General features: G+C 74.7%; 11 protein-coding genes. 6 read left to right on the forward strand and 5 right to left on the reverse strand.

The window, feature by feature from the left end; all coding sequences use genetic code 11:
• Nucleotides 1-280 precede the first annotated feature (280 nt).
• A complete protein-coding gene (locus ACFWEK_RS11975) occupies nt 281-1,942 on the forward strand; it encodes a DEAD/DEAH box helicase (protein WP_430554190.1) in 1,662 nt (553 codons plus the stop codon).
• Nucleotides 1,943-2,072: 130 nt separating this feature from the next.
• Nucleotides 2,073-2,369, forward strand: a complete 297-nt coding sequence (locus ACFWEK_RS11980) for a DUF1905 domain-containing protein (RefSeq protein ID WP_430554191.1) — start codon at nt 2,073-2,075, stop codon at nt 2,367-2,369.
• A 27-nt stretch (nt 2,370-2,396) separates the two neighbouring features.
• On the opposite strand, the gene ACFWEK_RS11985 is transcribed toward ACFWEK_RS11980, so the two are convergent.
• The 4 genes from ACFWEK_RS11985 to ACFWEK_RS12000 form a co-directional block, all read right to left on the reverse strand.
• Nucleotides 2,397-3,584, reverse strand: a complete 1,188-nt coding sequence (locus ACFWEK_RS11985; RefSeq protein ID WP_430554192.1) for a CynX/NimT family MFS transporter — start codon at nt 3,582-3,584, stop codon at nt 2,397-2,399.
• The gene (locus tag ACFWEK_RS11990) at nt 3,581-4,357 is read right to left on the reverse strand and encodes a FadR/GntR family transcriptional regulator (RefSeq protein WP_430544970.1); all 777 of its coding nucleotides are present in this window, start codon (nt 4,355-4,357) and stop codon (nt 3,581-3,583) included. Before ACFWEK_RS11990 ends, ACFWEK_RS11985 begins: the two co-directional genes overlap by 4 nt.
• 64 nt (nt 4,358-4,421) lie before the next feature.
• Nucleotides 4,422-5,060 (reverse strand): MarC family protein, encoded by a 639-nt coding sequence (locus ACFWEK_RS11995; protein ID WP_429728043.1) that lies wholly within the window; start codon nt 5,058-5,060, stop codon nt 4,422-4,424.
• Complete coding sequence (locus ACFWEK_RS12000) at nt 5,057-5,920, reverse strand: PHP domain-containing protein (protein ID WP_430554193.1); 864 nt, start codon at nt 5,918-5,920, stop codon at nt 5,057-5,059. The genes ACFWEK_RS11995 and ACFWEK_RS12000 overlap by 4 nt, the downstream gene beginning before the upstream one ends.
• Before the next feature lie 174 nt (nt 5,921-6,094).
• Between ACFWEK_RS12000 and ACFWEK_RS12005 the strand changes: the two genes are divergently transcribed.
• The 3 genes from ACFWEK_RS12005 (at nt 6,095) to ACFWEK_RS12015 (ending at nt 9,653) form a co-directional block, all read left to right on the forward strand.
• On the forward strand, nt 6,095-6,949 hold the full coding sequence (locus ACFWEK_RS12005; RefSeq protein ID WP_430554194.1) for an alpha/beta fold hydrolase: 855 nt from the start codon (nt 6,095-6,097) through the stop codon (nt 6,947-6,949).
• 57 nt (nt 6,950-7,006) lie between these two features.
• Entirely contained in the window at nt 7,007-8,566 is a 1,560-nt protein-coding gene (locus tag ACFWEK_RS12010) for an aminopeptidase P family protein (protein ID WP_430554195.1), read from the forward strand.
• 136 nt (nt 8,567-8,702) lie between these two features.
• Nucleotides 8,703-9,653: a hypothetical protein gene (locus ACFWEK_RS12015; RefSeq protein WP_430554196.1), complete on the forward strand. Its 951-nt coding sequence runs from the start codon at nt 8,703-8,705 to the stop codon at nt 9,651-9,653.
• A 92-nt stretch (nt 9,654-9,745) separates the two neighbouring features.
• Here the strand turns inward: ACFWEK_RS12015 and ACFWEK_RS12020 are convergent, their stop codons facing one another.
• Nucleotides 9,746-10,576 (reverse strand): general stress protein, encoded by an 831-nt coding sequence (locus ACFWEK_RS12020; protein WP_430544965.1) that lies wholly within the window; start codon nt 10,574-10,576, stop codon nt 9,746-9,748.
• Nucleotides 10,577-10,677: 101 nt separating this feature from the next.
• On the opposite strand from ACFWEK_RS12020, the gene ACFWEK_RS12025 reads away from it, so the two are divergent.
• Nucleotides 10,678-11,635 (forward strand): magnesium transporter MgtE N-terminal domain-containing protein (locus tag ACFWEK_RS12025; protein ID WP_430554197.1); only part of this gene is annotated, 958 nt, incomplete at its 3' end.

An 11,635-nucleotide genomic window follows, 5' to 3' on the forward strand; every position in this document is an offset into this window, starting at 1 on the left:
CCTCGGGATAGAGGCGACCGGCCACGTCACACCCTGATCCGGCACCCGTCGCGTACCATGGGCATGTACTTCGGTTGCCCGGTCGTCACGCCATGGGTCTCAATCCACTGACTCGACCGCAGCGGCCCGGCGGGATCCCTGCCGAGCCTGAGCGACGTTCTTCCGCGATCGGCTGCCGACCACCTCGGCGCTCCTTGCGACCCGAACACGGCCCGTCGCCGGATCTCCGGCCCGATCGGGAGCCCGGTTCGCGCGCGCCGACGAGCAGACGAAGGTACCCGTGACCACGACCGAACCCGCCGCCACCGCGGCCCCCACGGCGCCCGCCACCGGCGAGCCCGACTACTCCACCCCCGCCGCCATCCAGGCGCAGGACGTCTCCTTCGCGGACTTCGGGGTGCGCCCCGAGATCGTCGAGGCCCTGCGCGAGTCCGGCATCACCCACCCGTTCCCCATCCAGGCGATGACGCTGCCGGTGGCCCTGCAGGGTCACGACATCATCGGCCAGGCCAAGACCGGTACGGGCAAGACCCTCGGCTTCGGCGTGCCCCTGCTGCACCGGGTCGTCGCGCCCGGCGAGGCCGGCTACGACGAGCTGCCCGCCCCCGGCAAGCCGCAGGCGATCGTCGTCGCGCCGACCCGCGAGCTCGCGGTGCAGGTCGCGAACGACCTCGCCACCGCCTCGAAGAAGCGCTCCGTGCGGATCGCGCAGATCTACGGCGGGCGCGCGTACGAGCCGCAGATCGAGATGCTCAACAGCGGCGTGGAGGTCGTCGTCGGCACGCCGGGCCGCATGGTCGACCTGCTCAACCAGGGCCACCTCAACCTCACCCGCGCGGCCACGGTCGTGCTGGACGAGGCCGACGAGATGCTCGACCTGGGCTTCCTGCCCGACGTCGAGAAGATCCTCGCCCGCACGCCCGCGGTGCGGCACACCATGCTGTTCAGCGCGACGATGCCCGGCCCGGTCGTCTCGATGGCCCGCCGCTACATGTCGCAGCCCACGCACATCCGCGCGGCCGAGCCGGACGACGACGGCGCGACCGTGAAGAACACGCGCCAGGTCGTCTACCGCGCGCACGCGCTGGACAAGGTCGAGGTGCTCGCCCGCCTGCTGCAGGCCGAGGGCCGCGGCCGGACCATCGTGTTCGCCCGGACCAAGCGCACCGCGGCGAAGGTGTCCGACGAGCTGCGCGACCGCGGCTTCGCGGCCGGCGCCATCCACGGCGACCTCGGCCAGGGCGCGCGCGAGCAGGCCCTGCGCGCGTTCCGGCACGGCCACATCGACGTCCTCGTCGCGACGGACGTCGCGGCGCGCGGCATCGACGTCGACGACGTCACGCACGTCGTCAACTACCAGTGCCCCGAGGACGAGCGCACCTACCTGCACCGCATCGGCCGCACCGGCCGCGCGGGCAAGCAGGGCACAGCGGTGACGTTCGTCGACTGGGACGACGTGCCCCGGTGGCAGCTCATCGACCGCACGCTGAACCTCGGGTTCCCGGAGCCGGTCGAGACGTACTCGAGCTCGCCGCACCTCTTCTCCGACCTGGGCATCCCCGAGGGCACCAAGGGCCGCCTGCCGAAGAGCAAGCAGCAGCTGGGCGGCCTGGAGGCCGAAGAGCTCGAGGACCTCGGCGAGACGGGCAAGCGCACCAGCTCCTCCGGCGGCCAGCGCGACGGCCACCGCGGCGGTCGTGACGGTCGTCGCGACGGCGGCTCGCGCGGCGGTCGTGGCGGCTCCCGCTCCGGCCAGGGCTCGCGCTCCGGCCAGGGCTCGGCGGACGGCGCGGGCGAGCGCTCCGAGGCGGCGGCGTCCGGTGCGGGCGAGCAGCGCGACGGCGAGCAGCGCCGTCGTCGCAGCCGCAACCGCCGTCGCACCCGCGGCGGCCGCCCGGTCGAGGGCGGGTCCTCCGCCCCGCAGGCCCCGTCGGAGGGCTGACCCTCCCGCCACTGCCCCCGGCGCGCGTCGAGCGTGCTGACTTGCTCCTCACACCCGTCGTCGGAGGAGCAAGTCAGCACGCTCGATGCATGTCCGGGGCATGTCCGGGGCGGGTCGTAGCGTGGCCGGCATGCGCCTGACGTTCTCCGCCCCGCTGTGGCAGTGGCAGGTCCGCACGGACTCGTGGTGGTTCGTCACGGTGCCGCCGGAGGAGTCCGACACCCTGGCCGACCTTCCCCTGCCGCCGCGCGGCTTCGGGTCGATCAAGGTCACCGTCACCGTCGGCGCCACGACCTGGTCGACGTCGGTGTTCCCCAGTGACGAGCAGCGGGGCTACGTGCTGCCGATGAAGAAGGCGGTACGCGTGGCCGAGGGCCTCGGGCCGGGCGCGACCGTGCGCGTCACGCTCGAGCCCGTGGGCCTCTGAGAGCTCTTGCCTCTGGGAAAGAGAGGTTCAGCGGACGATCTCGTCCCGCCCGGCGAACCAGGCCGCGACGCCCTGGACGAGCGACGCCGCGACGAGCAGCACCAGCGGCGCGGTCCACGAGCCGGTGGCGTCGTGCGCGACGCCGAGGCCGAGCGGGCCGCAGGCGGCCAGCACGTAGCCCGCACTCTGCGCCATGCCCGACAGCTCGGACGTGCGCGCGGCGTTCTCGGTGCGCAGGGCCATGAGGGTCAGCGCCAGGCTGATGCCGCCGCCCTGGCCGAGGCCGAGCAGCACGACCCACAGCACGGCGGCGTCGGGCGCGAGGATCAGGCCGACCAGGCCGGTGGTGATGAGCGCGACGATGACGACGCCGATCCCCCGCTGCCGCCGCATGCGGCCCGCGAGCACGGGCGTGACGAACGAGCCGACGATGCCGAGCAGGTTGGTCAGCGCGAGCAGCCAGCCCCCCACCGCGACGCTCCGGCCCGCGGCGACGAAGATCTCCGGCAGCCACGCGTTCACGGCGTAGAACGACAGCGACTGCGTGCCCATGAGCACGGTGACCGCCCAGGCCAGCGGGCTGCGCCACACCGACCGCACGGCGTCGGCGGGGGTGGCGCCCGGGGGCCGGAGGGTGGCGACCACGCCGGTCGAGCGCAGCGCGCGCGGCGCCCAGACGACGGCGCCGACCACGGCGAGCAGCCCCCACGACGCGAGCGCGGCGCGCCAGTCCATGCCGGTGGCCGTGGCGATCGGCACCGTGAGGCCGGCGGCGAGCGCCGCGCCGCCCGACAGGGCCATGGAGTACAACCCGGTCATCAGGCCGACCCGGTCGGCGAAGTCGCGCTTGATCAGGGCGGGCAGCAGCACGTTGCCGAGCCCGATCGCGGAGCCCACGGCGAGCGTGCCCACCAGCAGCGGGGCGATCCCGGGCACGAGCCGCAGCGCGAAGCCGAGGCACAGCAGCACGAGGCTGCCGAACAGGGCGCGCTCCAGGCCGACCCGGCGCGCCAGCCCGGGCGCCACGGGGGCGAGGAGCCCGAAGCAGAGGACGGGCAGCGTCGTGAGGACGCCGCCGGCGGTGGCGCTGAGCCCTTCCTCCGCGAGGATCTCGCCCAGCAGGGGCGAGACGGCGACGACGCCGGGGCGGAGGTTGAGCGCAGCGAGGACGATGGCGACGACGGCCCCCGCTCCGAGCGGGCGGCGGAGGCTCACGCGTCCACCTCCGCCGTCGTGCCGGACGCCGGCCCCGTCGTGGCGTCCGCCTGGGCGACGAGGTGGGCGTGGACGGCGGCCATCGTGGCCTCGACCGCGCGCTCGGCGGCGTCGGGGTCCCCGGCGGCGACGGCGTCGACGACCTCGCGGTGGCCGGGCACGTCGCGGTGGTGCCGGCCGTGCGCGTCGGTGGCGAGGGTGCGGACGAGCACGTGGTCGATGCCGTCGTAGAGCTCGGCGAGCAGGGTGTTCCCGGCGGAGCGCACCAGCTCGGCGTGGAAGGCGACGTCGGCGACCCGGAAGTCGTCCTCGCCGCCCTCGCGGGCGGCGGCCTCCTGCCGGTCGAGCGCCGTCCGCAGCGCGGCGAGGGCGCCGTCGTCGTGCCCGCCCGCGGCGACCCGGCCGGCGGCGACCCGCGCGGCCCCGCGCTCGAGGACGGCGCGCACCTCGAGCACCTGCAGCGCGTCGGAGGTGCGCGCGCGGCGCCCGATGGCGGCGTCCAGGCCGCTGGCGGCGCGCACGTAGGTGCCGTCGCCGCGCCGCGGCTCGAGGATGCCCGCGTGCTCCAGCGCACGCACGGCCTCGCGCACGGTGTTGCGCCCGACGCCGAGCTGGGTGACGAGCTCGGGCTCGGCGGGGATGCGGGACCCGACGGGCCACTCCCCCCGCTCGACGAGGTCGGTCAGGTGCTCGACGACGAGCTCGGAGACCTTGCGGGGCGGGGAGATCGGCGACGTCATGGGCGCGGCCGGGGGCACGACGGGATCGGACACCGAAAGACCCTAACATCCCATGTTTGTGGTGGCGGGGTCCCGGCAGCCGGCCGTACCCCGGGCGCTACTGCGCCATCTTGACGAACTCGGTGACCGCCGTGGCGATCTGCTGCACCGCGATCGCGGCGAGCAGCAGGCCCGCGATGCGGGTCACCAGCGTGACGCCCGACTCCCGCAGCACCCGGTGGATGACGTTCGCGAACCGCATCGACAGGTACAGGCACACGTGCACCAGCACGATCGCCACCGCGATGGCGATCAGCTGAGGAGCACCGCCGTCGTCCGACACCCGGGTCTGCTGGACGAACACCATCGTCGCGACGATCGCGCCCGGCCCCGCCAGCAGCGGCGTGCCCAACGGCACGAGCGCCACGTTGACGCCCTTGTTGCCCGACGGCGACGGCTCCTCCATCTTGCCCGTGAGCAGCTCCATCGCGATGAGGAGCAGCAGCAGCCCGCCGGAGGCCTGGAGCGCCGGCAGCGTGATGCCCATGTAGTGCAGCACCTGCTGGCCGAACAGGGCGAAGACCACGATGACGCCGAACGCGACGAGGATCGCCTGCCGCGCGGCGCGGTTGCGCTGCTTGGCCCCCATCGCCGACGTCAGGCCCAGGAACACGGGCACCGTGCCGGGCGGGTCCATGATGACGAACAGGGTGACGAACACCTCGGTGAACAGCGCGGTGTCCAGCACCGCGCTCACGGGCGGATCACGTCCAGCAGACCTCTTTCCTCGATCCGAGCGAGCACCTCGGGAGCGGTCGTGCGCTCCCCGATGCGGTTGAGCTTCCCCGTGCCGTGGTAGTCGCTGGAGCCGGTGATGAGCAGCCCCAGCTCCCCCGCCAGGCCGCGCAGCCGGTCGCGGGTGGCCGCGTCGTGGTCGCGGTGGTCCACCTCGAGCCCGGCGAGGCCCGCCGCGGCGAGCGATGCGATCGTCTCCTCGCTCACCGTGCGACCGCGCGCCCCGGCGCCCGGGTGCGCCATGACGGGCACGCCGCCCGCGCCGAGCACCGCCCGCACCGCGGCGTCCGTGTCCGGGGCGTAGTGCGGCACGTAGTAGCGCGCGCCCGGGTGCAGCATCGTGGCGAACGCCTCGTCCCGCGACGCCACGACGCCCGCCGCGACCAGCGCGTCCGCGAGGTGCGGGCGGCCCACCGTCGCGTCGTCGCCCGTCTGCGCGACGACGTCGTCCCACGTCAGCGGGAAGTCCTCCGCGAGGCGCTCGGTCATGCGCCGGGCCCGCGTCAGGCGGTCGTCGCGGGTGCGGTCGCACTCGGCCAGCAGGACGGCGTCCTCCGGGTCGTGCAGGTAGGACAGCAGGTGCACGCTGATGCTGCCGCCCTCGGTCGTGACGCGCGTGGAGATCTCGGTGCCCCGCACCAACGCCACGCCGGTTGTCACGACGGCGTCCGCGGCCTTGGCCCAGCCGGCGGTGGTGTCGTGGTCGGTGAGGGCGACGACGTCCAGCCCGGCACCGGCCGCCGCCTCGAGCACGCCGCGCGGGGAGTCCGTGCCGTCGGAGGCCCGCGAGTGGGTGTGGAGGTCGATCCGGGGCGGCGTCACGATCACCGATTCTAGGGAGCGCCGCGGGCCCGCACGCCCGAAACGGCCTCCGCGCGGTGCGACGTCGGACACTCCCGCCGCACCGGCCCCGTGAAGGAATGGGCACAACCTCTCCACCGCGCCCGCCGCCGCCTCCCCCCACACGCCCCGACCGGCAGGGCACCATCGTTCGCGATGAACCTCCTCAGCGCCGACGCCACCCCCGCCCCCGCCGTGCCCGCCGCGCTCGGCACCGCCCTCGGCGCCGACCCCGCACCGCAGCGGGCCGGGATCGTCTTCGTGCACGGGATGCGCACGTCGTCGGCCATCTGGGAGCGGCAGGTGGAGCACGTGCGCGACGCCGGGCACGACGCTGTCGCCGTCGACCTGCCCGCGCACGGCGCCCTGCACCGCGAGCGGTTCTCCATGCCCCGCGCGTTCGAGGTGCTCGACGAGGCGGCCGGGTCGTTCGGCGCCGGCCGGCCCGTCGTGGTGGTGGGGCTCTCGCTCGGGGGGTACACGTCGCTCGCATGGGCAGCACACCAGGCGACGGCCGCCGCCGGGTCGCCGCTCGCCGGCGTCGTCGCGGCGGGCTGCTCGTCCGACCCCAAGGGCAAGCCCGTGGCGCTGTTCCGCGACGTCGCGCACCTCGCCGTCACCGGCACGACGGCGCTGCGCCGCGGCCTGCGCGACGCCGGCGTCGCCTGGCGCTCGGCGATCACCGGCGGACGGTCGCGCGCGGGCGGGCTCGAGGTCGCGGCGCTCCTGGGCGACGCCGTGCCGCGGCCGGGCTGGGACATCGTCACCGACGCGCTCACGCACCTCGCCGGCCGCTCGTCGGTGGCCAGCACGCGGGCCCTGCGCGTGCCCGTGTGGTTCGTCAACGGCGCGCGGGACCGGATGCGGCTCGAGGAGTCGCGGCACGTGGCGGCCGCCGAGCGCGGCGCGCTCGTCGTCGTCCCGGACGCCGGCCACGACGTCAACTCCGACGCCCCCGCCGCCTTCAACCAGGTGCTCACGCGGGCGCTGCACGACTTCGCACGCGCCTGACCGACCCCGTCTCCGACCCCGGCCCGGGCCCTCCGCGCGGGTGGGACACTGGGGACCATGACCGACACCACCCCCGTCGACGAGACCTCGCCCACCGCCCCCGCGAGCAGCGAGGACCGCGGCAGCAACCGTTCCCAGCGCCCCGTCTCGGAGGCGTTCAAGTCGTTCATCACCTCGCAGTGGGGCGAGCGCGCCGACCTCGGCGTCGAGCCCGGCGAGGCCGTGCCGTACACGGCCGAGCGCCGCGCGACGCTGTCCGCCCGCTTCCCGGGCGCCCGCCTCGTGGTCCCCGCCGGGCCGCTCAAGGTGCGCTCCAACGACACCGACTACCGGTTCCGCCCGCACTCCGCGTTCGCGCACCTCACCGGCCTCGGCACCGACCAGGAGCCCGACGCCGTGCTCGTGCTCCACCCCGTGGCCGACGGCGAGGGCGACCCCGACGGCAGCGGCAACGGCACCCACCACCACGCCGTGCTGTACGTGCGCCCGCTCGCGGCCCGCGACACCGAGGAGTTCTACGCCGACTCCCGCTACGGCGAGTTCTGGGTGGGCGCGCGGCCGTCGCTCGACGACGTCACGACGCTCACCGGCGTCGAGGCCCGCCACGTCGACGAGCTGCGCGACGCGCTGGCCAAGGACGTCGGCGCCGACGGCGTGCGCGTGCTGGTCGTGACCGGTGCGGACGAGAACATCGAGACGCTCGTCGAGGCCATCCGCGAGGAGGCCGGGGTCGAGGCGGAGGCGGACGACGAGTCCCTCGTCGAGGCCACGTCGGAGATCCGCCTGGTGAAGGACGCGCTCGAGCTGGAGCACCTGCGCGAGGCCGTGGCCCGCACCATCGAGGGCTTCGAGCAGGTCGTGCCGGCGCTGCCCAAGGCCGTCGCGCACCGCCGCGGCGAGCGCGTCATCGAGACGACGTTCGACGCGCACGCCCGCCTCGAGGGCAACACCGTCGGCTACGAGACCATCGCCGCCGCCGGCGAGCACGCCACCACGCTGCACTGGATCACCAACGACGGCGTGGTCCGCACCGGCGAGCTCGTGCTGCTCGACGCCGGCGTCGAGGTCGACTCCCTCTACACCGCCGACATCACGCGCACCCTGCCCGTGGACGGCGAGTTCACCGACGTGCAGCGCCGCATCTACACCGCGGTGCTCGACGCCGCCGACGCCGCGTTCGCCGTCGCGAAGCCCGGCACGAAGTTCCGCGACATCCACGCCGCCGCGATGGAGGTCATCGCCGCCCGCCTCGAGGAGTGGGGTCTGCTGCCCGACGGCGTCACCGCCGAGGTGTCCCTCTCCGCCGAGGGCCAGCAGCACCGCCGCTGGATGGTGCACGGCACCAGCCACCACCTCGGCCTGGACGTCCACGACTGCGCGCAGGCGCGCCGCGAGCTCTACCTGGACGGCGTGCTCGAGCCCGGCATGGTCTTCACCATCGAGCCGGGGCTGTACTTCAAGGCCGACGACCTCGCCGTGCCCGAGGAGTACCGCGGCATCGGCGTGCGCATCGAGGACGACGTGCTGGTCACCGCCGACGGCAACGAGAACCTGTCCGCCGCCCTCCCCCGCCGTCCCGAGGACGTCGAGGCCTGGATGGCGCGCCTGCGCGGCTGATCCCGCTCGTCCGTTCGGCACTGCGTGGATCTCTTCGGCACGTGAGCATGCCGAAGAGATCCACCTGCTGCCGAACAGACGACGCCCGTCCACAGGCCGCCGCCGGAAGGCGGGACGCTGCGGCACGCTCGTCCGCATGATCGACGACGAGCCGGTGATTCTCGCAGGCGAGCTCCAGCGCCACGTGCTGGATCAGGCGCGGCGCGCCGGTGAGCTCGAGCGGCTGCGTCGCGGCGCATACCGAACGGTCGAGAAGCCCCGCGACGAGCACCGGTCCCAGACGGCACGACGGCGTGCCCGTGCGCTCGCCGCGGCCGCTCACCGCCAGCTCGACGCGGACCACGTCTTCAGCCACGAGACCGCTGCCGTGCTCCACGGTCTCCGGCTGTGGCGCGTCCCCGCCGTGACGCACGTCGTGCAGGCGTACCGCCGGTCAGGGGGCGCCGCGGCGGACCTCGAGCGGCACCTCAGCACCGTGCCCTCCGCACACCGCGTGGAACAGGACGGCCTGCCCGTCACGGCCCTCGCGCGCACGGTGGCGGACTGTGCCCGGTCGATGCATCCCCTCGAAGGCCTGGTGATCGCCGACCACGCCCTCGCACGGGGCGTCGACCTCGACGAGTGCCGTGCCGCGCTCGGGGTCACGCGCCGGCGCAACGGCACGCGCCGGGCGAGGTGGGTCCTGGACCATGCGGACGCCGGCGCCGACTCCGCCTGGGAGACCTGGCTCCGGTACGTGGCGCTCCGGTCCGGCCTGCCCCGCCCGATCACGCAGGCGCCGATCGCCACCGCACGCGGCGTCTTCCACTGCGACCTCGGCTGGCCGGACTGGTCCGTGTACGCGGAGTTCGACGGACTGGTGAAGTACCGCGACGGCGGCGTGCGGCCCGGCCACCACGCCGCCCAGGAGCTCCTGCGGGAGAAGGAGCGCTTCGATGCCATCCGTGCGACCGGCGTCAACCCCGTCCGGGTGACCGCCGTCGGGAGCTCCCGCATCGGTGAGGTCACGCGAGCACTGACCGCGCGCTTCCCGGAGGCGCTCCGACGGACGCTGCGGCAGCATCCGCTGCTGCCGCCGCCCCCGTGAGCGCGGATCTGTTCGGCACCGCGTTGATCTCTTCGGCAGGCCGACGTGCCGATCAGATCAAGGCGCTGCCGAACAGATCCGGGCAGGGCGTTTCAGGGCTGCGGCGGGCGGTACGGGTCGTCGTGCTCCGGCGCCTTCGGCTGCTCCGGGTCGCCCTCCTGCGGCTGCCGGGGCTCCGGCTGGTGGGTGCCTGGTGGGGGGCCCTGCGGCTCCGGTTCCTGCGGAGCAGGGCTCTGGGGCGCGGGGCTCTGGGGCTCCGGCGAGGGGCCCTGCTCCCCGGCGGGCCGCATCGCGCCGTACCGCGGGGCCCCGCTGGGGGTGGTCCAGCGAGGATCGGGTGTGCGCGGCGCGGCGGGAGCCACGGGCGCGGCCGGCGCGCCGACGGCGGGCGACCCCACCGGCGGGGTGGCGGTGGCCGCACCACGACGCGCCTTGCCGAGCCCGCCCGGGGACTCCCGGAGCATGGACCGGGCCTCGCCGGCCTGCTCGGCGGCGCAGAGGATGGCGTAGGTCGACGCGACGATCTGCGACGACGAGGTGAAGTCGCGACGCCCGCCGGTCAGCGCGTAGGACAGCACCGAGAACAGCAGGCCGAAGCCGGCACCCAGGCCGATGCCGACGAGCAGCACGCCGCCCATGCCGGCGCCGCCGAAGAGGCTGAGCAGCAGGCCGACGAAGAAGCCGAACCACGCACCCGACAGGGCGCCCGCGAGCGCGACCCGACCGTACGAGAGCCGCCCGGTGACGCGCTCGACCATGCGCAGGTCGGTGCCGACGATGGTGACGTGCTCGACGGCGAACTTGTGGTCCGACAGGTAGTCGACGGCCTGCTGGGCCTCGAGGTACGTGTCGTACGCGGCGACCTCGTCGCCCGCCGGGAGGGTCGGGACGCGGGGCACGGCGTTCGGGCGGCTGAAGCTCATTCGCCCAGTCTGGCCCAGTCGCGGGCCCTGCACCACCACACCACCCGCGCCGCACGCCCGCTACCAGGACCGACGGGCCCGCCCCGCGTAGGCTGACCGACGTGAGCGCGGCAACCAGGGTCTTCATGGCACGCCTCGCCGGCACCCAGGTCTTCGACCCGATCGGTGACGAGGTGGGGCGCGTGCGCGACGCCGTCGTGCTGGTCCGCGCCAAGGGCGCGCCCCGCGCGGTGGGGCTGGTCGTCGAGGTCCCCGGCCGGCGACGCGTCTTCCTCCCGCTGACGCGGGTCACCGCGATCGACGCGGGCCAGGTGATCTCCACCGGCCTGCTCAACATGCGCCGGTTCGAGCAGCGCGCCATGGAGTCGCTGGTGCTGGGCGAGCTGCTGGACCGCACCGTGCGTTTCACGGACGGCTCCGGCGAGGCCACGGTCGAGGACCTGTCCATCACGCGCCAGCGCACGGGCGACTGGCTGGTGGACCAGCTCTTCGTGCGCCGCAAGCAGCCCGCCCGCGGGCTGTCGCTGCGCCGGCGCGGGGAGACGCTCGTCGTCCCGGTGGGCGCCGTCACCGGGCTGGCCGGCTCCACCGAGGAGCAGGGGGCCACGAAGCTGCTGGAGGCGTACGAGGACCTCCGCCCGGCGGACCTGGCGGACGTGCTGCACGAGCTGGGCGACACCCGGCGCCTCGAGGTGGCGAGCGCGCTCGACGACGAGCGTCTGGCCGACGTGCTCGAGGAGCTGCCGGAGGACGACCAGGTCGCCATCGTGTCCCGCCTGGACTCCGACCGAGCCGCGGACGTCCTCGAGGCCATGCAGCCCGACGACGCCGCCGACCTGCTCAACGAGCTGCCCGACGAGCAGGCCGCCCGCCTCCTGGAGCTCATGGAGCCGGAGGAGGCGAAGGACGTGCGTCGCCTGCTGTCCTACGACGAGGACACGGCCGGCGGCCTCATGACCACCGAGCCGGTGATCCTCGGCCCGGAGACGTCGATCGCGACCGCGCTGGCGCAGATCCGCAAGCAGGACCTGCCGCCGGCGCTGGCGTCGATGGTGTTCC

It is taken from the genome of Isoptericola sp. NPDC060257 (assembly GCF_042726645.1).
GTDB classification, from domain to species: domain Bacteria; phylum Actinomycetota; class Actinomycetes; order Actinomycetales; family Cellulomonadaceae; genus Isoptericola; species Isoptericola nanjingensis.

What these genes read in the sequence shown, in the direction of transcription:
- ACFWEK_RS11980 (WP_430554191.1), top strand. Translation starts at nt 2,073, where the DNA reads ATGCGCCTGACGTTCTCCGCCCCGCTGTGGCAGTGGCAGGTCCGCACG.
- ACFWEK_RS12005 (WP_430554194.1), top strand. Translation starts at nt 6,095, where the DNA reads ATGAACCTCCTCAGCGCCGACGCCACCCCCGCCCCCGCCGTGCCCGCC.
- ACFWEK_RS12010 (WP_430554195.1), top strand. Translation starts at nt 7,007, where the DNA reads ATGACCGACACCACCCCCGTCGACGAGACCTCGCCCACCGCCCCCGCG.
- ACFWEK_RS12015 (WP_430554196.1), top strand. Translation starts at nt 8,703, where the DNA reads ATGATCGACGACGAGCCGGTGATTCTCGCAGGCGAGCTCCAGCGCCAC.
- ACFWEK_RS12020 (WP_430544965.1), bottom strand. Translation starts at nt 10,576, where the DNA reads ATGAGCTTCAGCCGCCCGAACGCCGTGCCCCGCGTCCCGACCCTCCCG.